Raw genomic sequence first — 23,442 nt, 5'->3', positions numbered from 1 at the left:
ACGCAAAGACAATGAGCTCCACACGCGTAAGCGGCGATCCGCTGGGCGAATCCGACCTGTTGGTCGCGCTGCAAAAGCAGCTCGCCGACAAGCCGGGAGTGTTGGCTACTGCCCGTGGCATGAGCCACTTCGGTGAGCATGCCCTCGGTTGGATGAGCACCGCAGCCCTGGGCTACGGCCTGGCCACCATCCAGAAAAAGCCCGCCGACGGTCCGGAACGCCGCGGCTGGCTGGCCATGGGCACTAGTGCTTTCTTCGCCCACGCCGCCAGCGTGGTGCTCAAGCGCATCGTCCGCCGCCCGCGCCCGCACGACCCGCGGATTAATATCGGCGTGGGAACCCCCTCGAAGTTGAGCTTCCCCTCGTCGCACGCGACCAGCTCCACCGCCGCCCTAGTGGCCTTCACCCTGTCGGTGAACAACCGCACAGGGGCGCTACCCCTGGCTGGTATCCCGGCGATGGCGCTGTCCCGCATGGTGTTGGGCGTACACTATCCCTCTGACGTAGCTCTCGGAAGTTGCATCGGCGCTGCCACGGCCATTGCTGTGCGCAGGGTTGTCGATGGGGGACGTGGGGGCGTCACAAAGAAGAACAGTGAGGAGAAAAGCCAGTGAGCGAACAGCGTAGCGAAGGCCGACCAGAGCCGCTGATCGGCGCGGAGCCGCACACGTCCGGGCTGGAAGATCCGAACCAGGCGACCAGTACCGCCACCGACACGAAGAAGTTGCGCCCGCCGCGCAACCTGCCGGAGGCGATGATTAAGGCTCTGCGCCCGAAGCAGTGGGTGAAGAACGTCCTGGTGATCGCGGCTCCTGCGGCTGCCGGTGGCGACATGCTCTTCCACAGCCGCGTTCTGCTGGATGTGCTGATCGCATTTGTGGCCTTCTGCCTGGCGGCCAGCTCGATCTACCTGATTAACGATGCCCGCGACGTGGAGGCCGACCGCGCGCACCCGACCAAGCGCTTCCGCCCGATTGCGGCGGGCGTGCTGCCGGTGGGGTTGGCGTATGCGATGTCGGTGGTGCTGATCATCGCGGCGATTGGTGGCTCGCTGCTGGCTTCGTCGGGCACGAACCTGGCCATCGTCGTGGCGGTGTACATCGCGCTGCAGCTGGGCTACTGCTTTGGCTGGAAGCACCAGCCGGTGATTGATATTGCGCTGGTGAGCTCCGGATTTATGCTGCGCGCGATGGCCGGTGGTGTGGCGGCGGCGATTCTGCTGTCGCAGTGGTTCCTGCTGGTCGCGGCGTTTGGTTCCCTGTTTATGGCTGCGGGTAAGCGCTATGCGGAGCTGAAGCTGTCGCTGCGCTCGGGCGCGAAGATCCGCAAGTCGCTGGAGAGCTACACCCCGACCTACCTGCGCTTTGTCTGGACTTTGGCTGCGACCGCTGTGGTGCTGAGCTACGCTCTGTGGGGCTTTGGCCTGGCGCAGACGGTGGAGTCTGGTGTGGCTGCCGTGTGGTACCAGGTTTCGATGGTGCCGTTTACGATCGCGATTCTGCGCTACGCGGCTGATGTTGACCGCGGTGAGGGTGGCGCGCCGGATGAGATCGCTCTGGAGGATCGCACTTTGCAGCTGCTGGCGCTGGCATGGCTGTTCTGCGTGGCGATGGCGGTGTACATCGTGCCGCTGTTCTAGCTATCTGTTTCTTCTTTTTTGACGCCGACTTGTCCTTTGTGGGGCAGTCGGCGCTTTTCACTTTTGGGGGTAAAATCGTGTGGTAGTCTGCCGGTTGCGTGCCTGGAGTGGTGCGTGGTGCCTATGTGATTGGGCAATTCTCAGGACGATATGTGGAGCTATTAGGGATGTAGCGTTTCTGGCAAAGGATTCGATTATTACGTTGAGTGGGATCGTAAAGATTTGGTAACGTACACGCATCCTGTGTTTTGAGGTGGCCCCTAGGGTTCTCCTCATCGTCATTTCGTTTCAAGACAAATTAGGACTATATGAACACGACTATGAAGACCAAGGGGCTGGGCTCCAAGCTCACCGCGTTCCTGGTTGCAGTCGCCACTGCACTGGGTATGGCTGTTGTCACCGCACCCACCGCTGCTGCTGACAACCGTGGCCACCTGCGCCCGGGCTGCCACTGGAGCAAGCACAAGTACTACCTGCAGAACTGCTGGGTGTACTCCCCGGCAATGGGGCAGAAGATCCAGGTGCAGATCAAGCCCGCTTCCCGTGGTGGTAACGCTGGCGTCTACATGCTGGATGGCCTGCGGGCGCGCCAGGACTGGAACGCGTGGGTTTGGTCGGGTAATGCCGTAAAGAAGTTTGTCAACGACGACGTGACTCTGGTTATGCCGGTCGGTGGCCAGGCTCAGTTCTATGCGGACTGGATTGGCCCGTACGGCGGTAAGGGTGGCCCGAAGAAGCCGCGTTGGGAGACCTTCTTGACTCGCGAACTGCCGGGTTACCTGCAGCGTAACTTCGGCGTGAGCCCTACCCGCAACTCCATTGTTGGTCTTTCCATGGGCGGTACTGCCGCAATGAACTTGGCTGCATGGCACCGCAACCAGTTCAAGCAGGCAACCTCCCTGTCTGGTTACCTGAACCCGACCTGGCCAGGCATGTACGCCGGAATCCAGTACGCGATGTCCGACGCTGACCAGGGTGCGAACATCTGGGACATGTGGGGCAGCCCGGTTGACCCGCGCCGCTTCCGCAATGATCCGACCGTTCAGGCCGGCCGTTTCCGTGGCATGCCGCTGTATCTGGCCGCCTCCGGTGGCGTGCCGTCCCGTGGCGAGAAGTTCCTGGAAAACCCACGAGGTGTTGCTGCTGGCATTGGCCTGGAGTGGATGGCGCGCACATCTACCGCGAAGTTCGAGATGGCCGCTCGCCTGGCTGGGGCAAGGCCGGTTGTGAGCTACCCGATTAACGGTCTGCACGCATGGCCGTACTGGGATGCCGAGCTAAGCAAGGCTCGCCCGCACATCCTGCGTGCGCTGGGCGCGTAGTCTGAACGGCTAGCTGGAGCGCACTTAAGCGCAGTCTAAAGCCACCGCTTAAAACCACCGTCTGAGGTGCTGACCATTAGGTCAGGTGCCTTGGCGGTGGCTTTTGTATGTCTGGGTTTGTATGTCTGGGTGGGGTGCTAAGCGGGGTAAAACGGGGAATGTCGCTAGAACGGGAAAGTGCCACGCCCGCACAGCTTGCATGCGATCGGAGCAGCGCTCTGACTTGCGGTTTCGTGCTAATGAAAATATTTTGCGGTAACAGATTCCCGTTTTAACGACATTGGGGTGCGGTGGGTGCGTGGTGGCGTCAAAAGCAAAAGCCACAAGAGTCTCATGAGTAACAGTGGCAACATGATAGGCTAACCCTCAAGTAAAACTTTAAATATTCCGCGTGTTGTCCATGTGAAAGCGTTTTTGCTTGCCATAATTGCTCACGTGCTAGCAGCGCACCTGCGGATGACCGTTGCCTGGGTGGCCACCTGCAAGAGGAAAAGTCCAGGAAAGCCGGTAAAAACCGCAGAGCGCGATAGACGTCAACGTGAATAGAGAATGGCCTAAAGAAACGCTTGGTGGAGGCCGAAGCAGGAGGGGAACCTGCTTCGGCCGTAGCTTAGGCAGCAACACTACGACCTGCACGCGGCTAAAAAGGCTGAACCAGACCAAACACAAAATAAAAACAATCACAGAGCAACAGAAAGAATGAAGACTATGCGCCTTGCAGCGAACCTTTCCCGTCGCACTCGCTCCGTCAGCAGCAAGACCGGTAGCAAGAACAGCAGCAACCTCCGCCGTAAGAGCGCGGCGATCCTGGCTCTGCCGCTTTCCGTTGCACTGGCCATGCCGCTGATGCCGGCCGCTACCTCCCAGAGCCCCCTCGGTGGCTCCATGGGCCCGGGCTCCGGCACCAGCTACCTGGACCCGGACAGCATTCCGAAGCGCACCCCGCGCGAGGTCACCGAGCAGCCCCTGCAGGGCCTGCCGGAGGGCGTGAGCGTTGATCGTGTCGAGTGGATTACCGAGCGCTGGGCAAACGTCTTCATCAACTCCGCCGCCATGCCGGGCAAGCCGATTAAGGTGCAGATCCTGCTGGCTCGCGACTGGTACTCCCAGCCGGACCGCAAGTTCCCGACCGTGTGGGCCCTCGACGGCCTGCGCGCCCGCGAGGATGAGTCCGGCTGGACCCTGTCCACTAACATCGCCTCCCAGTACGCAGACCGCAACGTCAACGTGGTTCTGCCCGTCGGCGGCGAGTCCTCCTTCTACACCGACTGGCAGCAGCCGGAAAACGGCAAGCACTATAAGTGGGAGACCTTCCTGACCAAGGAGCTGCCCGCCGTGCTGCGCGAAGGCTGGCGTGCCAACGAAGATCGCGCCATCACCGGCCTTTCCATGGGCGGCACCGCCGCAATGAACCTGGCAGAGCGCTTCCCAGAGATGTGGAAGTTCGTTGCCTCGTTCTCCGGCTACCTGGACACGACCTCTTACGGTATGCCTGAGGCCATCGCATACGCCACCAACGACGGCAACGGCTACGACGCAAAGAAGATGTGGGGCGACTTCGGCTCCCAGGACTGGATCGACCACGACCCGAAGCTGGGTGTAGAGGCGCTGAAGGACATGACCGTCTACGTGTCCTCCGGTAACGGCAACGCCGGCAAATACGACAAGCCGGGCACCATCCCAGGCCTGCCCGCCAACATGGCTGGCTTCGGCCTGGAGGCCATGTCCCGCATGACCACCGAGACCTTCGTCAAGCGTGCCAAGAAGGCTGGCATCCAGCCGATCACCGCCTTCCGCCCGTCCGGCACCCACGACTGGCCGTACTGGCAGTACGAGATGATCCAGGCATGGCCGTACATCGCCGATGCTCTGGGCGTGCCGGAAGCTGATCGCGGCGCGAAGTGCAAGGTAGGCGGCGCCATCGCGGAGAACATCAAGAACGCCCCGAACATGGGCGCCTGCATCTCTAACGAGTACGACGCTAAGAATGGTGGCAAGGTACAGGACTTCCGCGGCGGTCGTGCCTACTGGTCCCCGAAGACCGGCGCCCACTTCGTGTGGGGTCGCATCGGTGCCCGCTACGCCTCCATGAACGGGCCGGAGTCCTGGCTGGGCTACCCAACCTCCGAGGAGCACGTCATCGCCGGTGGTCGCGGTCGCTTCACCACCTTCGAGAACGGTGCGATTTACTGGACCCACGAGACCGGCGCCTTCGCTGTGCCGAAGGACTTCGTTGACGAGTGGGGCAAGACCAACTGGGAGAACGGCCCGCTGGGCTTCCCGATCTCCGAAGTGGAGAAGGTAGGCGACAGCTACATCCAGAAGTTCCAGAACGGCCTGATCGTCCGCGATAAGGACAACAAGACGAACTACGTCCAGGGCAAGATCGCGGAGAAGTACCAGGAGCTGGGCGGTTTGAAGTCTAAGCTGGGTAAGCCGACCAGCGGCGAGCTGGCCATCAAGGGCGGCCGATTCAGCGAGTTCGAGCACGGCAACATCTACTGGTCCCCGTTCACCGGCGCGCACGTGATTTACTACGGAAACGTGTTTGACGAATGGGGTAAGCGTGGCTGGGAGCAGGGCAAGCTCGGCTACCCGATCAGCGACCACGAGGACATCCCGGCGGGCGGAACCCAGATCAAGTTCCAGCACGGCGAGATCCGCGAGGTCAACGGACGCGTTGAGGTTCGCTAACTGTGGGCGTCGCAAAGAATAAACGGGTAACCGCCATCGTCGGTGCCACATGTGCGGCGCTGCTGTCGCTGGGCACGCTGACGGCCTGCGGTGGCGACGAGACGGTCGATAATTCGGCTGAGTCCACGACGGTACCTTCGGTGACTGAGTCTGAGGAGTCTAAGGACGGCAAGGACAAGGACGGCGAGGACAAGGACGGCAAGGACAAGAACGGCGAGGACGGCGAGTCTGGTTCTGCGGAAGATAGCGAGGCTTCAGCCCCCGCCGGCGGCCGGGATGGTGCACCCGCACAAGACGGCACCGTGGACGAGGTGGATGAGATTCCGTCCGGCACGCAGCGTAGTGACGAGGACAAGGACTTCCTGAACCGCCTCAAGGACGGTGGCATCGACCTGTCGAAGGCCAACGACGCTGAAGAGATTGGCGGCCTAGAGGATCAGCTGATCGCGGCTGGTCACGCGCACTGCACTGCCGAGGGTGGCGGACAGGCCGACGTGTACACTCCGCTGGCTGCAGGTCAGCTGGAGACCAATGGTGTGATCGACGGCGATCCGAAGAAGGCCGAAGATGCTATTCGCGAGGCCGCGAAGTCGGCGTATTGTTAGGTGCTAATCGTCGAACCGTACCTTTCCCGTTAATCAGGCTGCCCAGTAACCAGGCTGTCCGCCGCAGGTGGTGAGGACAGCCTGGTTTTGTTCTAAAGAAGGAAGCTATGAAGAAGGTCTTGACCGTACTGGCCGTTCTGGTTCTGCTTGCGCTCATCGTGGTGGGCGTGGGGAATTGGCTGCTCACCAACGACGGGGGCAAAGCCCCAGAGCCGGGCAAGCCCACCCCTCCGCCCGCGCCGGAAGCGCAGAATCCACCCGGGTGTGTGGATGTAGAGGTGCTGGCTGCGCCGGGCACGTGGGAGTCCGCCGCCGACGACGATCCGTTGGCGCCGCATGCCAACCCGCGGTCGCTCATGTTGAACGTCACCCGCCCGCTGGCTGACGAGTTCTCCCCGGAGCAGGTAAAGGTGTGGACTCTGCCGTATACCGCGCAGTTCCGCAACATGAACGCGCAGCACGAGATGAGCTACGACGACTCGCGTAACCAGGGCTTCGAGCGGATGAAGGAAGAGCTACGCAAGACCCACGAGGAGTGCCCGGCAACGTCCTTCGTGCTGACCGGATTTAGCCAGGGTGCGGTGATCGCAGGCGATATGGCTGGGGAGATCGGCAACGGTCGCGGCCCCGTGCCAGCCAACCTTGTCCTGGGAGTGTCGCTGATTGCCGATGGGCGCCAGGAGCTGGACAAGGGCACACTCGTCGGCGCGAAGGGCATCCGCGGCACTGGTGCGGAGATTGCGTTGAACCCGGTGAGCGGGCTGATTCAGACGATCGTGCCCGGCGCGACGATGCGCGGGCCGCGCCCTGATGGGTTCGGGGAGCTTAATGATCGGGTGAATAACTACTGTGCTCCTGCGGATCTTATTTGTGACGCCCCAGCGGATCTGGGCAACGCGCTGATGCGAGCCAAGGATCTGGTGGCCGCCAACGCCGTGCATGCGCAGTACGCAACGAATGGGGAGGTCGTGGAAGGCCAGACCGTACCGCAGCACGTCGTGGGATGGGCACGGGGTCTGATTAACGAGCGCGTAGGGAAGTAGCAGGAGTACGTGTACGAGACACGGTTGGGCGGTCGCGACGAAGCCGCCGGGGGCATGTGTGACACGGGAGCGGGTATGTCCCGGGTAACGGTGGCGCTGCCCGGTACGATGTGTTTCACAAGTAAAACTAAATGTTTGTGGCGTTAGAGCTAGACAGCTAAACCGAGATCGGTAATTCAGAGCGAACAAGTAGAACCAGTAGAGGAGACCCCACGTGGACATCACTGCAGCAATGGGCCAGTTTTACGACGAGCAGGGCAACATCAATGTGCCCGACCAGCTGACCCTTTCCGGCATGTGCGAGATGCTGTACACCATGGCTCAGATGGAGGGCACGGTGGATAACGTGCTGATCCGCCATTGGGACTTCAGCGAGTCCCGCGAGGGCACGGTGCACGAAGTTACGCGCGCCCAGGTGAACACTCGTATCAAGGCCGTGTGCGTGCGGCTGCAGCAGATCGCGCAGCCCGGCGACCGCGTGGCCATTTTGGCCAACAACTCCCCGGAGTACATGTATGCCTTCCTCGGCGCGATGTATGCCCGCATGGTGCCGGTGCCTCTGTACGACCCGAACGAGCCGGGTCACACGGGCCACCTGACTGCCGTGCTGGGGTCCTCGGAACCGACCGTGGTGCTGACGAACAAGCGCTCCGCTACGGCAGTACGCAAGCACTTCGCCGCTACTCCCACCACCGAGCGCCCGCGCGTGTTGACGGTGGACGCGCTGCCGGACGCGCTGGCCGACGACTGGCAGAACCCCATGGCCGCCATCATGGCGGATCCGTCGTTGGCGCCGAACGCCAGCGATGAAGCGTTCCTGCAGTACACTTCCGGTTCCACTCGTACCCCGGCGGGCGTGGTGCTCACTCACAAGTCGATCGTTACCAACGTGCTGCAGATCTTCAAGGCTGTGAACCTCAAGGCTCCGCTGCGCCTGAGCACCTGGCTGCCGCTGCACCACGACATGGGCGTGATCCTGTCTGCATTCGTAATCATCCTGGGCCTGCCATTCGACCTGATGAACCCGCGCGACTTTATTCAGGATCCGGGCCGCTGGATCCGCCAGTTGAATCGGCAGAGCGAGGACGAGAACGTTTATACCGTGGTACCGAACTTCGCCTTGGAGTTGGCCGTGCGCTACGCCGACCCGGCGCAGGTCGCAGAGCTGGGTGAGGTTGATCTATCCGCCATCGACGGCGTGATCAACGGTTCCGAGCCGGTGCACCACAGCTCCGTACAGAAGTTCTTGGATACATTCGGCCCCTATGGCTTCCAGAAGGGAGCCATGCGCCCGTCCTACGGCCTGGCAGAGGCCACGCTGATCGTCACCACTCCGCAGACCGACGAGCGTCCGCTGACCAAGTGGTTCAAGCGCGAAGAGTTGTCTGCCGGCACTGCCGTGGAGGGCAGTGCGGACGACGCAGATAGCCTCTCCCTGGTTTCCCTCGGCCAGGTCTGCGCCCCGCAGGCCATCGCGATCGTCGATCCGGAGACTGGTAAGGAGCTGACCGACGGCAACGTCGGCGAGATCTGGGTCCACGGCGACAACATGGCTGCGGGGTACCTGAACCGTCCAGAGGAGACCCAGGAGACGTTCCGCAATTTCCTGCCGACCGCCAACCGCCTGGATTCCGATAGCCGCACGGGCGACGCTCCGGAGGACAACTGGATGCGCACCGGCGACCTGGCCGTCATCGTGGATGGTCACCTGTTCATCACCGGTCGCCTGAAGGACCTGATTATCGTCGCAGGTCGCAACCACTACCCGCAGGACATCGAGGCCACCGCCGACGAGGTCACCGAGCAGACCGCCCCGGCCGTCATCGCCGCCTTCGCAGTGGAGGCCGGTGGTTCCGCAAGCGGTGCCGCCGACGGCGAGTCCGTCGAGGGGCTCATCATCGTCGCCGAGCGTGATCCGGACGCCAGCGAGGCCGGGGACGCGGAGGCGATCGAGGCCATGCGCGCGGCCGTTACCGCTACCCACGGCGTGCAGCCTTCTGATGTGCGCATCATTGCACCGGGCACCCTGCCGCGTTCCTCCGCCAACAAGATCGCCCGCCGCGTGGCCGCGAAGGCGTATCTGGAGGGCACGCTGGGCGCTTAATCCATAAAGCACTCCTGGCGCGTTAGAATATAGCGCTACGTTAGGACACTCACTCACGACTGGCTCAAGGCCTTCCGGCTTGAAAGGAAACGCGACTTTCCCATGGCAGACAACCAGCAGGGCGCCCCCACAGCTGACCAGCAATCTCGCCCCGCCACGATTCAGCAGATGCGGGAGTGGTTACGCACTTGGGTGGCGAACACCACCGGTTTGGATGCCGCGGAGATTTCCGACGAACGCTCGATGCAGGACTTCGGCCTGTCTTCCCGCGACGTTGTTGTACTGTCCGGCGACCTGGAGCGCCTGCTTGGCACGACCCTCGACGCCACGATCGCCTACGAGTTCAACACCATTGCCGCCCTGGCCGAGCACCTGATGCAGGGCCGTGGTTCCGGCGTTGTTTTTGGTAGTGACGCCACCACTTCTGCCGACGGGGCTGCCAGCGCAGGTGGCCCGCTGCCGCTGGGCCAGCGGGATATTGCCGTGGTCGGCATGGCGGGGCGCTACCCCGGGGCGGACAGTGCGGATGAGATGTGGGAGCTGTTCTCCAACTACCGCTCCGGCGTGGGCGAGCTGCCCGCAGGCCGCTGGGCTGAATATTCCCGCGATGCGGAGATGACTCGCCGTATGGAGCAGGCTCAGCTGACGGGTGGTTACATCGAGGACATCGCCTCCTTCGACGCGGAGTTTTTTGGCCTGTCCCCGCTGGAAGCGTCAAACATGGACCCTCAGCAGCGCATTATCCTGCAGCTGACGTGGGAGGCCCTGGAGGATGCGCACATTCCCGCCAATCAGCTGCGCGGCAAGCCCGTCGGCGTGTTCATGGGTAACACCAATAACGACTACGGCATGTTGATCTCCGCTGATCCGGCGGAGGCGCACCCTTACGCCCTGACGGGTAACTCCAGCTCCATCATCGCCAACCGCGTCTCTTATGCCTTCGACTTCCGCGGCCCGTCCGTGGCGATGGATACGGCCTGCTCGTCGTCGCTGGTGGCAATTCATCAGGCAGTGCGTTCGCTGCGCGATGGGGAGTCTGAGGTCGCTGTGGCGGGTGGCGTGAACCTCCTTTGCAGCCCCTTTGCAACCGTGGCGTTTTCCGAACTTGGCGTGTTAAGCCCAACCGGCGGCATCCGCGCCTTCAGCGACGACGCGGATGGAATTGTGCGTTCCGACGGCGCGGGTGTGGTCGTGCTTAAGCGTCTGGAGGATGCGCGCCGCGACGGCGACGATGTGCTGGCCGTGATCAAGGGCTCGGCGGTGAACTCCGACGGCCGCTCCAATGGCCTGACCGCCCCGAACCCGGACGCACAGGTGGACGTGCTGCACAGTGCTTACGCCGACGCGTGGATTGATCCGCGGTCGGTGGACTATGTGGAGGCTCACGGCACCGGCACCATCCTGGGAGACCCAATTGAGGCCACCGCGCTGGGCACTGTGCTGGGCCGCCAGCGCGACGTGGCCGAGCCGCTGCTGCTGGGAAGCGCGAAGACGAACTTCGGCCACACGGAGGCCGCCGCAGGTGTCGCGGGAGTGATGAAGGTTGTGCTGGCCATGCGCGAGGGCGTGCTGCCACCGAGCCTGAATTACACCGGCCCGAACCCCTACATTGACTTTGACCGCGAACACCTAGAGGTCGTGGAGGATCCACGCGAGTGGCCGGAGTACTCCGGGCGCGCGATCGCAGGTGTGTCCGGCTTCGGCTTCGGTGGCACGAACGCGCACGTGGTGATTGCCGCGCCGGACCTGGAAGAGGAAGCGGCGGCGGGCGTTGGGGCGGCCGGCGCAAACTCCGCTACCCCGATCGGTTTGGATCGTGAGGATTCCGCCGGCGAAGCCCCGCGCGTGCTGCTGCCCGTCAGCGGGCTGCTGCCCTCGCGCCGCCGCCAGGCTGCCGAGGCGCTGGCTACGTACCTGGAGGAAAACAAGCAGGCTCTCTCCGGCGCTACCGAGGCCGACCAGTTGCGCGGCGTGGCCCTGGCACTAGCAGGCCACAACCACGGCCGCTCCCGCGGTGTGGTCTCCGCCGCCACGATCGACGAGGCAATTGCTGGCCTGCAGCGCATCGCCGCCGGCAAGCAGGGGGCAACGGTGAAGTCTGCCGACTCGCCCGCGGCCAACGGCCCGGTGTGGGTGTTCTCCGGCTTCGGTTCCCAATTCCGCAAGATGGCCAAGGACCTCTACGAACTCTCCGAGTTCTTCGCTGCCCGCCTGGACGAGCTGGACAAGGTGGTGTTGGCAGAGTCTGGCTGGTCCTTTACCGAGATGGTGCTGGACGACGAGCAGAACTACGACACAGAGCGCGCCCAGGTGGGCATCACCTGCGTGCAGATCGCACTGAACGACCTCATGCGCACCCTGGGGGCGAAACCTGCGGCCGTCGTCGGCCAGTCGATGGGCGAGATCGCGGCGGCTTATGCCGTAGGTGGCATCACCGCCGAAGAGGCCGTGCGCACCGCCTGCCACCGCGCGCGCCTGATGGGCGAGGGCGAACGTTTGCTGCCCGAGGATAAGCAGGGCGCCATGGCCGTCGTGGAGTTCGGCGTGGAGGAGCTGGCCACCTTCACCTCGGAACACCCGGAGTATGCCAAGGTAGAGCCCGCTGTGTACGCCGCGCCGGGCATGACCACCGTCGGCGGCCCCGCCGAGCCGGTGCAGAAGCTGGTGGAGTATCTGGAGGGCGAGGGCAAGTTTGCCCGACTGCTGAAGGTGAAGGGCGCTGGCCACACCTCGATGCTGGACCCGATTCTGGGCGAGCTGCACTACGAGATCAGCGACTTGAACCCGCAGCCCATCCACACCCCGCTGTACTCGACCGTGGATCGTGGCCGCGTGTACATCCCGGGCGAGGTTGTCCACGATGCAGAGTATTTCCTGCGCTGCACCCGCCAGCCAGTCTGGTTCTCAGAGGCTACGGGCAAGCAGTTCGACGACGGCTACCGCACTTTTATCGAGTTCTCCCCGAACCCGGTGGCGCTGATGCCACTGATGAACAACTCCTTCGCCCACAACGCCAGCGATTCGAAGCTGATGTTCCTGCTCAAGCGCAAGGAGCCGGTATCCCAGACTCTGCTGTCCACCCTCGCGGAGCTGTATGTGCAGGGCGCGGACCTGGATCTGAAGGCCCTGGCCGCCGGCTCCCGCACCCCGCAGGATATTGCGACTGCCACGGCTGGTTCCCGTACCCCGCTGCCGAAGGTGCCGGGCACCACGTGGAATCTACAGCGCCACTGGACTAGCGCCCGCCCGTCCTCCGGTCCCGCCGTGGATCTTCCGGGCACCCGCGTGAACCTTCCGGACGGCCGCGTTGTCTTTAGCATTCCGGCTGAAGATGTACCGAGCATCGCGCTGTTGGCTGAGTCTGCCGCGGAGGTACTGGCCGATAACTCCACTGGTAGTGCCACCTGCAACGCCACTGTCGCCGCCACGCGCGAACATGCCCCGTTGCCGACGGCAGGCCAGCTGACGACCATTGCCACTGGTTCCCTCGGCGGTTGGTCGCTATCCATCTACGCCGCCGACGCGCCGGGTGCGCAGGCAATGCCGTTGGTTGCGGAGGCTTTCATCGCCACTCTCGGCGGTGCCGCGGAGGCTGTTGGTATAGACGCCACCTCGGCTCCAACCACCCCCAACCCCAGCGAGGTGCCGAACGTTTCCGCCACCAACGCCTCCGCAAAGGAGAGCGCGGGCAACACCCTGCCCGAGGTTGATGAGACCGCCGACCGCTGGGATCCCAAATCTGGCGAGTCCGCCGGCGACCGTTTGCGCGCGATTGTGTCTGAATCGATGGGTTACGACATCGAGGATCTGCCGGGCGAGTTGCCGCTGATCGACTTGGGACTGGACTCCCTGATGGGCATGCGCATCAAGAACCGCGTGGAGTACGACTTCGACCTGCCACCGCTGCAGGTCCAGGCACTGAGCGATGGTTCGGTGGACGACGTGATTGCGCTCGTGGAGCAGATGATTGCAGAGCGCCACGCGGACGAGGGCGCTGGCACTGCTGCCGGGGGAGAAGGTGGCGTCGCCCAGCAAGAAAGCGATAGCGACAACGGCGACGCAGCGACCGATTACACGGCAACCGGCGGCGGCGTGGCTCCGCGCGATGCGAGCGAACGCCTGGTGTTCGCAACCTGGGCGAAGGTCACAGGCAAGGCCGCGCCGGGAGTGACCAGCGAGCTGCCGAGCATTGACGAGGAGCAGGCGCGCGGCATTGCGGAGCGTCTATCCGAGCGCTCTGGCGCTGAGGTCAGCGCCGAGGATGTGCTGGCCGCTGAGACATTGGAGCCGCTGAGCGAGAAGGTTCGCGGCAGCCTGGAAAGCGAGGTTGAGGGCAACATCCGGGTGCTGCGGGCGCGCCCCGAGGGCAGCACCCGGCCTGCGGTATTCCTATTCCACCCGGCCGGTGGCTCGTCGGTGGTGTACGCGCCGCTGATGCGTCGCCTGCCGGACGACGTGCCGGTATACGGCGTGGAGCGCCTGGAAGGCGAGCTGGCAGACCGCGCCGAAGCCTACCTGGCGGAGATCGTGGAGCTGGCCGACGGCCGCCCGATCGTGCTGGGCGGTTGGAGCTTCGGCGGCGCCCTGGCCTACGAGGTTGCCCACCAGCTGGGCAAGCGCAGTGCCGCGAGCGAGCCGAGCGCGGAGGTCGAGCGCATCGTGCTTTTGGATACCGTGCAGCCGAAGAACCCGGCGCCGGACACGAAGGAAGAGATGCACGCGCGCTGGGATCGCTACGCCGCGTTCGCCCAGAAGACCTACGGTCTGCCGCTCGAGGTGCCGCACGAGCTACTGGATCAGCAGGGCGAGGGCGTGATGATGCAGATGTTCCAACAGTTCCTGGCCTCCCCGGAGGCTAAAGGAATGGGGCTGCCGGCCGGTGTGCTGGAGCACCAGCGGGCCAGCTTCGTGGATAACCGCATCCTGGAATCCCTGGATTTCAGCGCCTGGGCGAAGGTGAAAGCACCGGTCACGCTATTCCGCGCGGAGCGGATGCACGATGGCGCGATTGAGCTGGAGCCTGCCTACGCCGAGGTAGCCCCGGACGGGGGCTGGGGCGAGATCGTCGAGGACCTGGAGATAGTTCAGCTGCGCGGCGACCACCTGGCTATTGTGGACGAGCCAGAGATCTCTAAAGTGGGACGTGTAATCGCTAAGCACATCGCGGACGGCGACTAGCCGACGAACGTATGGCGAGTAATTAGCGAGTAACTAGATAACCCCCGCGAGGGGGCTAGTCGAAAAACGAAGGGACTTTCACTGTGACTGCTGCCGACGAGGGAGCAACCGCCGCTAACGGCACCGAGGCCACCGGCGCCCAGGGCGCCGAAGCTACTGGCGCGACCGCCGAGAAGCTGGCGGAGCTGCACCGCCGGCTGGAACAGGCACAGGACCCGGGCTCCGAGAAAGCTAAGGCCAAGCGTGACGAGGCTGGGTTGACCACGCCCCGCCAGCGCATCGCCGCCCTACTGGATGAGGGAACGTTCGTAGAGATCGGCGCCCTGGGGCGTACCCCGGGCGAAGAAGACGCTCCTTACGGCGACGGCGTGGTCACTGGATACGGCCAGGTTGGCGGTCGCACCGTGGCGGTGTACGCCCACGATAAGACGGTGTATGGCGGCTCGGTGGGCGAAACCTTCGGCAAGAAGGTCTGCGAGGTCATGGACATGGCCATCCGTATCGGCTGCCCGGTCATCGGCATCAACGATTCCGGCGGTGCCCGCATTCAGGATGCCGTGATGTCCCTGGCGATGTACTCCGAGATTTCCCGCCGCCAGCTGCCACTGAGTGGCCAGTCCCCACAGATCTCCATCCTGCTCGGCCCGTCTGCCGGCGGTGCCGTGTACGCCCCGGTGACCACCGACTTCGTCGTGGCCGTCGAAGGCCGCACGCAGATGTTTGTCACGGGCCCGGCTGTCATTGAATCGGTGACGGGCGAGAAGATCTCTATGGAAGAGCTCGGCGGCGCGCGTCAGCAAGCCCGCAACGGCAACGTTTCCTACGTCGCAACCAGCGAGGAAGATGCCTTTAACTACGTCAAGGACCTGCTGGACTTCCTGCCTGCCAGCACCTTTGACGAAACCCCGGAATTCTGGGCCCCCAACGACGAGCTCACGGAGCGCGACTTCGAGCTCAACGACATTATCCCGGACGACCCGAACGCGGGCTACGACATCATGGACGTGCTCACCCGCATCTTCGATGACGACAACGTGCTGGAGGTCCAGGGCGACTACGGCTCCAATGTCGTCACCGCCTTCGCCCGCATCGACGGCCATGCGGTGGGCGTGGTGGCCAACCAGCCGATGGAGCTGGCAGGTTGCTTGGACGCCGACGCTGCGGATAAGGCCGCACGCTTTATCCGTATTTGTGACGCCTACAATGTCCCCCTCGTCTGGGTCGTGGACACCCCCGGATACATGCCGGGCGTGGAGCAGGAAAAGGCTGGCCTGATTCACCGCGGCGCGAAGCTGGGCTTCGCCACGGTGGAGGCGACGGTGCCGAAGGTCACAGTGGTGGTACGGAAGGCCTTCGGTGGTGGCTATGCCGTGATGGGTTCCAAGAACCTCGGCGCGGATATTAACCTTGTCTGGCCGACGGCGCAGATCGCCGTGATGGGTGCGGAGGCCGCTGTGGTGATGATGCAGGGTAAGGCTCTGGCCGCCATGCCGGAGGAGCAGCGCCCCGCGGCAAAGAAGATGTTCATGGACTTCTACAACGCGAACATGACCAGCCCTTACGTGGCTGCGGAACGCGGCTACGTGGACTCCGTCATCACCCCGGACCAGACCCGCATCCGCCTGCGCCAGGCCATGCGCCAGCTGCGCAACAAGCAGGTGCAGGAGCCACCGAAGAAACACACCATTATGCCGATGTAGCTACGGCACGCGGTTGCCCTGCGGTAAGCAAAGCCCGCGTTATATTCCGATGCTGGTGCCGGCGGGCAGTTTCAGCTCGTCGGCCTTCACGAAGTACGTGTGCATGGTGCCGTTCGTCATCTCCAGGCGCTCGGAGAGCACGTCTGGCGTGCCCAATCCGATCTTCTTCGCGGCTTCCTGCAGCTCCTTCGGCGCCATGTTTGCGTCGATGGGCAGCGGGATCAGCGGTAATCCGGCCACGCGAGGCGTGACGTTCAGCGAGCTCACCACGATGTGGAAGTGGCCAGTTAGGGTGGTTATCTGCCCTGGCCCGGTGCGTTGCCAGATGCCACCTTCAGGGCCTGCTCCCGGAGTCGGGAACTGCACCGAAAGGTTCGTCAGGATCGCCTTGTCGGCGTCGATCCGCAGCGCTGGCTTTGGCCCCTGGGGTGTGGCCTGCTGTACAAGCGACATTTTCACGTGTCCAAGCAGGCGCGTGTTGTCGCTCTTGATGATGTAGGTGCCCTGCTGAACCGGCTTTTCGCCCTTGATCGGCTCCGGCGGGGTGAGATCCACCCGCAAGTTCTCCGGAACCTCGGGAGGAGCCGGAGGCGGCGGCAGAGGCGGTAGCTGCGGCGGTGGCGGCAGCTGTGGCGGTGGCGGCAGCTGTGGCGGTGGCGGTAGCTGAAGTTGAGCCTCGGCATTCGGCGATGTCTCTACTGCCAGCGCCACCACCAGCCCGCACATCGACGCCGCTGCGACGACGGCCTTAGCGATGCTGCCGCGTTTACGCTGCTTGCTCATCTACCTTCCTTTTCTTGCCCTTTTTCTTGACGCCCTTAGGCGCCCTTTCTTCATCTGTCCACGACAGCGCCAGGGATCCGCCGATAACGGCGCACAAAGTGCCCAGAACGAAGCCGCCGATATTCGACATGGGCAGGGCCACGATGCCGAGGATCAGGGAGGCCACGCCCGTGAGCAGGCGAGTATCTGGTTTGAACCACGTCATCAGCGCTGAGGTGATCAACAAGGCGCCGATCAGCAGCGTGGACACACCGGAGATCGTGGACACCTGGATGACAATGTTCGATACCTCGAAGGACAGGTATGCCGGGACGATCATGATGATGCCCGATAGCAGCATGAACAGGCCGGCTGCGAATGGACGACGGCGACGCCAGTTGCCGAAGCCACGGGTGTTCTTCATTGCAGGAACGCCCTGTTCCTCGGCGCCCTGATCTGCCTCCAGATCTGCCTCCAGGTCTGTCTCCCGGTCTGACTGCAGGTCGTCATCCAGATCAGGGTCGTAGTTCGGATCTAGCTCGGTGGTTTGGTTGAGCTCTGGGTTCGTGTTGGGATCCGTGCCGGGGTTAGCACTCGGCATTGTCGTTTTCCACAATCGCGATCTTGCTGCCGCCGGCGGTCATCTTGTCCGCCGACAGAGATGTCGCTTCGATGCCCTGCCCCTTCGCGGAGAGAGAATCGGCCGCGATGCCCCATCCGCCAGCCGGTGCGTCCTTGTCGATCTTGCCTGCATCCACGCCGATCTGCGGATTCGTCAGGGTCAGATCGCCTGACAGTTTGCGCGCGCCGATCAGCATGTTCTCGGCGGAGAAGTTCTGGCCGGGAACGGTCATTTGGAACTTCCTATCCCCGATGCCGGGAATCTTGATTGGTGCCGTCATGCAGACGTCCGTCACCTTCGCATCCTTGATGCGCAGGCGGGAGATGGCCTGGTCACCGTTGTGCATCTTGTCGACGTCGGTGAAGAGGTCGAAGCCCTTACCGTCCAGTTCGGCGACGTGCATGTTGAAGATGGTGCCGGAAAGTGCCAGGTGAGCCGACACGCCGCCCTGAGCGACTGCGACGCCCATGCCAGCAGTGGCGAGTAGTCCTACGCCGAGAATCGATGTGAATCGGAGTTTGCGAGTATGTCCCATGCAAGTGATCTTAAGCACAATTTTGGCTGGGGGGACGGTTTTTCATCTAAAAAAATCTGATAGTTCTAATAATTTCTCTAGCAAATCCGACCCCTCACGCACCCATCCTTCCTGCCCGCTCAAGCTCTAGGGCCGTACTGAGCAGGAGGGAGTGGTGGGACTGGACGTCACTTAAGAAATGGCCTTATCGCGCCGCATGGCTGCGACGGCGGTGACCAGAGCGATGCCAGTTAGCAGGATCAACCACCCAACAAAGAGTGCCCAACCGTGGGCGAAGAAGTAGCCCGAAACCCAGCCGATGATTGACGAGCCGAGGTAGTAGCTCAGGATGTACACGCTGGAGGCCTCGGCACGGTCTTGGTGGGCAACCTCGCCGACCCACGCACTAGCGATGGAGTGGGCGGGGAAGAACGTGGCAGTAAACAGTAAGACGGCTACTAGCGTGGTGGGGATGGTCGGGATGAAGGCCAGGAACAGGCCGACCAAGGCAAGGGCGATACAGGCGACCACAACCTTGGCCTGCCCGTAGCGATTCACCATCGTGCCCGTGCGGGTGGAGGTCCACGTGCCAGACAGGTAGATCACGAACACCAGGGCGGCCAGAGATTCCGGTAGGCCGAAGGTGTTGATCAGCCGGAAGGTCATGTAGTTGTACAGAGAGACGAAGCTGCCCATCAGCAGAAAGGGCAGTAAAAACAGCTTCCAAAGAATCGGGTTGCGCAGGTGGTTGGCAAAGGCCTGCAGCTCGTGGGCGAGCGTGATCTTCTTGGGGGTAAAGAATCTCTGCTCCGGCAGTACCCAGGTGGTCATCAGCGCCATCGCGAAGGCGAAGATAGCGCTGAAGAGTGTAGCTATGCGCCAATCCGTGAACTCCAGAGCGATGCCCGGGATGAGCCTGCCTATCAGCCCGCCGAGCGAATTGCCCGCGATGTAAAAGCCCATGATGCGAGGGAGGTAGCGGCTATCAATCTCCTCGGAGAGGAAGGCCATGGTCACGGCGGGCACTCCGGCGACCGCGATGCCCTGGAGGAGGCGCACCGCGATAATCGACTGGATCGACGGCAGCGTAACCAACGCGAGGGACAGGAGGGTGGCCGCCAGAACGGAAGCCTGGATCACGCGGCGCCGTCCGAAGCGTTCCGAAACAATGCTGAGAGGGATGACCATGAGAGCTAGCCCGCCCGTGGTGGCGGAGACGGTCAGGGCAGCCAGGGAGGGGGAAATGCCGAAATCCTCCGACAAAGCGGGGAGGACAGCCTGTGTGGCGTACAGGGCATTGTACGAAGCTAGACCCGAACACAAGGAGGCAATGAGGGCCATCTTGTAGCCCTTATCCTCCGGGGTGAGGGGGCGAACGTCTGCGGTGTCCGCGGTGTCTGCAGTGTCTGCGAGGGTGTCCGTCACCGATCAAGCTCCTTCCTGCGGGGCCGGGTGGTTGTCTTGCGATTCATATCCGCAATCGATGTATCCAGTGTGACGCAACCAGTATCAATTCATTAAATGCAATAAATAGCTTTAATTGTCCCGAAATGTGCATATGCTGAGGTATAAGCGTCCAAAAGAAGAGCGCAAAGAATGCTGCGAAGGAAGTAACAGAGCGTGAAAGACCTAGCGTGGTTCCTGGACCTGGCCGAAACGCAGAACATGGTGGATACGTCGCTGCGCCTGGGGATCAGCCAGTCAGCGCTCTCCCGGCGACTATCAGCGTTGGAAAGAGAGCTCGGTGCGGAGCTATTCGACCGCAACGGCAGGCACCTTGCCCTCAACGAATGCGGAGCCGCGCTGGCTAAGCATGCCCGCGAAGCCGATGAAGCGTGGCAGCGAGGAGTCGACGAGGTGCACCGGCTGATGGATCCGGAGCGAGGAACCGTGCGCGTAGATTTCATGCACTCACTGGGAACGTGGATGGTGCCGCAACTGCTGCGGGAGTTCAGGAACGCGCACCCGCAGGTGAGGTTCGAGCTGGTGCAGGGGGCTGCGCAACCGCTAACGGATCGCGTGATCGCCGGGGAATCCGACGTAGCGATGGTAGGACCGAAGCCCCATGCGCTGGTGGAGGCCGGCGAAGTGCGCTGGCAGCAGCTAGCCACCCAGCCTCTGGCGATGGCGGTTCCGACGAACCACCGCTGGGCCAGGCGCAGAAGCATCAGCATCGCAGAGGCCGCAGACGAACCCTTCGTGGCAATGCTGCCGGGCTACGGAACGCGAATGCTGCTGGACGACCTGGCGGCCGCTGCGGGCTTTCGGCCACGCTTGGTGTTTGAGTCGATGGAGCTGACCACCATGGCGGGGCTGGTTAGCGCCGGTTTGGGCGTGGCAATACTGCCGATGGGGGATCCGAACCTGGTGGTTGCGGGCATAAAAATGCTCCCTCTTGAGGAAGACCGCGAGAGGGAGCTGGGGATGGTCTGGAGTGGGCGGGCGAGGTCAGCCCCCGCCGCCGAGGCGTTCCGCGCGTTCGTCGTGGACCAGGCAGTGCAGCGCGGCGGGAGGCTCCGCTTCGGTTAGCGCAGCAACCTAGGCGCCGATGGTGCCGAAGTCGTCCTTCCAAGCGACCACGGTAGCCGGGCGAGCGATGGAGTCGCCGCCATCCGGCCAGTGGGAGGTAGAGGACTTGACGGTAGCTTCCTCGTCCTCACCCGGGTGCTGAACGTTGACGATAACGCGCTTGTCGAAGACCAGCGGGCCACAGGTCTCGGCACCAGCCGGGACGGTCAGGAACTGCTTGGTCAGGCCGCGGGTCTCGCCCTCCAGGGCTACAGCGAACAGGCCGTCGTTGGACTCCAGGGCATTGCCGTCGGTGGAAACCCACAGGTTGCCGAAGGAGTCGAAGGTGACGTTGTCCGGGCAGGAGATCGGGGAGACCTTGGACTTGTCGAAACCACCGAAGTAGGTCTCGGCCTCATCCGGGTCACCGCAGACCAGCAGCAGGTTCCACTTGAGTTCCTCGCCGGTGAAGTCGTCCTCGATCTCGAGAACCATACCGTTCTTGTTCTCCTTGATCGGGGCGTACTCCTTGACCTCTTCGTAGTCCTTGCCCTCTTCCTGCACGCCGCGGTACTTGTTGTTGGTCAGCGCAGCGTAGATCTTGCCGGTGGTCGGGTGCGGCTCGACATCCTCCGGGCGGTCCATCTTGGTAGCGCCGACCTTGTCGCCAGCCTGACGGGTGAAGATGATGACCTCTTCAGCGGACATGCCGTCAACGTGAGACTCAGCGGAGCCGTCCTCCTTGACGGTGACCAGCTTGATCCACTTGCCGGTGCCGTCGCACTCCTCGCCCTTCGGCGGGTTCTCCGGGTCGAAGTCCTTGTCGTTGCCCTCGAAGGTGGCAACGTACAGGGTGCCCTCGTCCAGGATCTTCATGTTCTCCTCGCGGTCCTTCTCGGAGTTACCGCTGCGGATCTTGCGGGAGGAGACGAACTTGTAGATGTACTCGAAGCGGGAGTCGTCACCGGAGTAGGCAACCACGGTGCCGTCGTTGGTGACGTGGATGTTGGAGCCCTCGTGCTTGAAACGACCCAGAGCGGTGTGCTTGACCGGGGTGGACTTCGGATCCCACGGGTTCACCTCAACCACGTAGTTGAAGCGGTGCGGCTCGTTCGGCTCCTTGGTTACGTCGAAGCGATCGTAGTGCTTCTCCCACTGGCGAGCGGTCTTGGCATCCTCGATGCCGTAGCGGCTCAGCTGCTCGCGAACCTTCTCGTCCTTAACGTTCTCGCCACCGGCGAAGTACTGGTCAACGTTCTCCTCGCCGGACAGGATGGTGCCCCACGGGGTCACGCCACCGGAGCAGTTGTTGAAGGTGCCCTTGACGATCTTGCCTTCCTTGTCGTCAGAGGTCTTCACCAGCTTGTGGCCAACGATCGGGCCACGCAGCTCGAACTCGGTGTTGCCGGTCAGGCGACGGTTGTACTTGCCCATGACGGGCTTCAGCTTGCCGTCCTTGTCGTTGCCCTCAACCTCGACGATGGACATGCCGTGGTTAGCTAGCTCGATGTCGACGTGCTCCTTGGAGGGGTTCTCCAGGTCGTAGTCCGGGATCATCTGCTGCGGGGTGGTGTACTCGTGGTTAGAGACCAGCAGGAAGCGGTTGTCCTCGCCCTCGATCGGCAGCAGTGCCGCGAAGTCGCAGTTGAAACCGTACTGCTTAGCGGCCTGCTCCGCGGTCTGGTTGTCTACGTCGAATTCCTCGGCGCCTTCCTCGACCGGGTCGCCCCAGCGGATAACAACCTCGGACTTGTAGCCGGCCGGAACAACGACCTCGTCCTTGGTGTTCGGCTCGACCATTTCGAACTTCAGGCCCTCCGGAGCTTCAACGTCACCGTTGGAGCCGCCGCCCTTGTTCTCGCCGTTGCCGCCCTTGGCGTCGTTGACCTCACCGTTGTCATCGCTGCAGGCTGCCAGGAAGGAAGCGCCACCGACGGTGACCATGGCGGCACCACCGGTGCGCAGTGCGGTACGGCGCGAGAAGGTGCCCTGGATCAGGTCCATGAAGTAGTTGTTGTCGGACTTGTTGTTCACCGGCTTGGAGCAAGCGTCGCCACACTTGTACACGCAGGTGCGGTGGGAACGGCTGGACGTGAAGTCCATCTTCTTCAGCAGGTTGCGACCCTTAAGGCCCATGGGGATCTCTCCTCAGTGTTTGTCAGCAGCTTTGTGCAGTTTTCCTACAAGACTTTAAGCACCATGGACAAACCCCACGTGGCGCGAAGATGTACGTCAGGTTAAATAAACTGAAAGGTGCTTCACTTGCCGAACATGCGGCCCATACGCTTCATACGCGACAACCTCCGCAGCCGACCCAGACGGAACATCCCACGCCAGCCGAATAACAGCAGGCCGCTCATTACGGTGGCAACGATCATGAAGGACCAGTGCGGAACCTCCGCGTGGCGCGCCCCCCAAATGCCCAAGCCAACGATCACGGTCACGATCCACACTAGCGCGCCGGTAGAGAATTCAATGCCACTGAAGCTTTCCCCCTTCGCCCCACGCGGCCGCGCCAGCCCGATCCACAGCAGCGCCCACGCAATGGCCAAACCAGTCAGGAATGGCCACGAGGTATCCACCCAGCCTCCGAAGCTCAGCGGCATTTCCGGGGTGTTGTGCGCTATGCGAGCTAGTAGTGCGAACAACAGGATGGCGATCACGTCGAAGCCTAGCGCCATGCCCGGCGAGCGCTGGGCGGTGCCCGGTGCGTCGCCGGTAGAGGTGTTGTCGATGCTCATGGCTCTACAT

16 protein-coding genes are annotated in these 23,442 nt (G+C 62.9%); 10 read left to right on the top strand and 6 right to left on the bottom strand.

Features of this window, described 5'->3' with window-relative positions; all coding sequences use genetic code 11:
- Positions 1-11 precede the first annotated feature (11 nt).
- The 9 genes from ACKFRT_RS07850 (at position 12) to ACKFRT_RS07810 (ending at position 16,285) form a co-directional block, all read left to right on the top strand.
- Positions 12-614: a phosphatase PAP2 family protein gene (locus ACKFRT_RS07850; protein WP_408924911.1), complete on the top strand. Its 603-nt coding sequence runs from the start codon at positions 12-14 to the stop codon at positions 612-614.
- Entirely contained in the window at positions 611-1,639 is a 1,029-nt protein-coding gene (locus tag ACKFRT_RS07845; RefSeq protein WP_296214885.1) for a decaprenyl-phosphate phosphoribosyltransferase, read from the top strand. The genes ACKFRT_RS07850 and ACKFRT_RS07845 overlap by 4 nt, the downstream gene beginning before the upstream one ends.
- A gap of 308 nt (positions 1,640-1,947) precedes the next feature.
- The gene (locus ACKFRT_RS07840; RefSeq protein WP_296214883.1) at positions 1,948-2,961 is read left to right on the top strand and encodes an alpha/beta hydrolase family protein; all 1,014 of its coding nucleotides are present in this window, start codon (positions 1,948-1,950) and stop codon (positions 2,959-2,961) included.
- Positions 2,962-3,660: 699 nt separating this feature from the next.
- On the top strand, positions 3,661-5,655 hold the full coding sequence (locus ACKFRT_RS07835) for an alpha/beta hydrolase-fold protein (protein ID WP_408924910.1): 1,995 nt from the start codon (positions 3,661-3,663) through the stop codon (positions 5,653-5,655).
- Between the two features lie 2 nt (positions 5,656-5,657).
- Positions 5,658-6,260, top strand: coding sequence for a hypothetical protein (locus ACKFRT_RS07830; RefSeq protein ID WP_408924909.1), 603 nt, complete (start codon positions 5,658-5,660; stop codon positions 6,258-6,260).
- A 107-nt stretch (positions 6,261-6,367) separates the two neighbouring features.
- Positions 6,368-7,303, top strand: a complete 936-nt coding sequence (locus ACKFRT_RS07825) for a cutinase family protein (RefSeq protein WP_296214877.1) — start codon at positions 6,368-6,370, stop codon at positions 7,301-7,303.
- A 214-nt stretch (positions 7,304-7,517) separates the two neighbouring features.
- Complete coding sequence (locus ACKFRT_RS07820) at positions 7,518-9,407, top strand: FadD32-like long-chain-fatty-acid--AMP ligase (RefSeq protein WP_408924908.1); 1,890 nt, start codon at positions 7,518-7,520, stop codon at positions 9,405-9,407.
- 102 nt (positions 9,408-9,509) lie between these two features.
- Positions 9,510-14,585, top strand: a complete 5,076-nt coding sequence (gene pks13, locus ACKFRT_RS07815; RefSeq protein WP_408924907.1) for a polyketide synthase Pks13 — start codon at positions 9,510-9,512, stop codon at positions 14,583-14,585.
- Positions 14,586-14,761: 176 nt separating this feature from the next.
- Entirely contained in the window at positions 14,762-16,285 is a 1,524-nt protein-coding gene (locus tag ACKFRT_RS07810; protein WP_408926078.1) for an acyl-CoA carboxylase subunit beta, read from the top strand.
- Positions 16,286-16,324: 39 nt separating this feature from the next.
- Here the strand turns inward: ACKFRT_RS07810 and ACKFRT_RS07805 are convergent, their stop codons facing one another.
- The 4 genes from ACKFRT_RS07805 to ACKFRT_RS07790 form a co-directional block, all read right to left on the bottom strand.
- Positions 16,325-17,068: a hypothetical protein gene (locus ACKFRT_RS07805; protein ID WP_296214874.1), complete on the bottom strand. Its 744-nt coding sequence runs from the start codon at positions 17,066-17,068 to the stop codon at positions 16,325-16,327.
- The gene (locus ACKFRT_RS07800; RefSeq protein WP_408924906.1) at positions 17,052-17,648 is read right to left on the bottom strand and encodes a DUF6114 domain-containing protein; all 597 of its coding nucleotides are present in this window, start codon (positions 17,646-17,648) and stop codon (positions 17,052-17,054) included. The genes ACKFRT_RS07805 and ACKFRT_RS07800 overlap by 17 nt, the downstream gene beginning before the upstream one ends.
- The gene (locus ACKFRT_RS07795; protein WP_296214872.1) at positions 17,635-18,204 is read right to left on the bottom strand and encodes a DUF6230 family protein; all 570 of its coding nucleotides are present in this window, start codon (positions 18,202-18,204) and stop codon (positions 17,635-17,637) included. The genes ACKFRT_RS07800 and ACKFRT_RS07795 overlap by 14 nt, the downstream gene beginning before the upstream one ends.
- A 171-nt stretch (positions 18,205-18,375) precedes the next feature.
- Entirely contained in the window at positions 18,376-19,608 is a 1,233-nt protein-coding gene (locus ACKFRT_RS07790; RefSeq protein ID WP_408924905.1) for an MFS transporter, read from the bottom strand.
- A 195-nt stretch (positions 19,609-19,803) separates the two neighbouring features.
- On the opposite strand from ACKFRT_RS07790, the gene ACKFRT_RS07785 reads away from it, so the two are divergent.
- On the top strand, positions 19,804-20,712 hold the full coding sequence (locus ACKFRT_RS07785; protein ID WP_296214868.1) for a LysR family transcriptional regulator: 909 nt from the start codon (positions 19,804-19,806) through the stop codon (positions 20,710-20,712).
- Positions 20,713-20,721: 9 nt separating this feature from the next.
- Here ACKFRT_RS07785 and ACKFRT_RS07780 read toward each other — a convergent pair whose 3' ends face one another.
- The gene (locus tag ACKFRT_RS07780) at positions 20,722-22,827 is read right to left on the bottom strand and encodes a PhoX family protein (protein WP_408924904.1); all 2,106 of its coding nucleotides are present in this window, start codon (positions 22,825-22,827) and stop codon (positions 20,722-20,724) included.
- 122 nt (positions 22,828-22,949) lie between these two features.
- Positions 22,950-23,432, bottom strand: a complete 483-nt coding sequence (locus ACKFRT_RS07775) for a DUF3054 domain-containing protein (RefSeq protein ID WP_408924903.1) — start codon at positions 23,430-23,432, stop codon at positions 22,950-22,952.
- Positions 23,433-23,442 lie beyond the last annotated feature (10 nt).

It is taken from the genome of Corynebacterium jamesii, assembly GCF_046097395.1.
Lineage (GTDB): Bacteria > Actinomycetota > Actinomycetes > Mycobacteriales > Mycobacteriaceae > Corynebacterium.
The sequence above is the reverse complement of the archived record's forward strand: the minus strand, read 5'-3'. Positions and strand labels throughout refer to the sequence as shown.

Coding starts and splice junctions, on each gene's coding strand:
- ACKFRT_RS07800 (WP_408924906.1), bottom strand. CDS start 17,648: ATGCCGAGTGCTAACCCCGGCACGGATCCCAACACGAACCCAGAGCTC.
- ACKFRT_RS07805 (WP_296214874.1), bottom strand. CDS start 17,068: ATGAGCAAGCAGCGTAAACGCGGCAGCATCGCTAAGGCCGTCGTCGCA.
- ACKFRT_RS07780 (WP_408924904.1), bottom strand. CDS start 22,827: ATGGGCCTTAAGGGTCGCAACCTGCTGAAGAAGATGGACTTCACGTCC.
- ACKFRT_RS07795 (WP_296214872.1), bottom strand. CDS start 18,204: ATGGGACATACTCGCAAACTCCGATTCACATCGATTCTCGGCGTAGGA.
- ACKFRT_RS07825 (WP_296214877.1), top strand. CDS start 6,368: ATGAAGAAGGTCTTGACCGTACTGGCCGTTCTGGTTCTGCTTGCGCTC.
- pks13 (WP_408924907.1), top strand. CDS start 9,510: ATGGCAGACAACCAGCAGGGCGCCCCCACAGCTGACCAGCAATCTCGC.
- ACKFRT_RS07850 (WP_408924911.1), top strand. CDS start 12: ATGAGCTCCACACGCGTAAGCGGCGATCCGCTGGGCGAATCCGACCTG.
- ACKFRT_RS07840 (WP_296214883.1), top strand. CDS start 1,948: ATGAACACGACTATGAAGACCAAGGGGCTGGGCTCCAAGCTCACCGCG.
- ACKFRT_RS07835 (WP_408924910.1), top strand. CDS start 3,661: ATGAAGACTATGCGCCTTGCAGCGAACCTTTCCCGTCGCACTCGCTCC.
- ACKFRT_RS07775 (WP_408924903.1), bottom strand. CDS start 23,432: ATGAGCATCGACAACACCTCTACCGGCGACGCACCGGGCACCGCCCAG.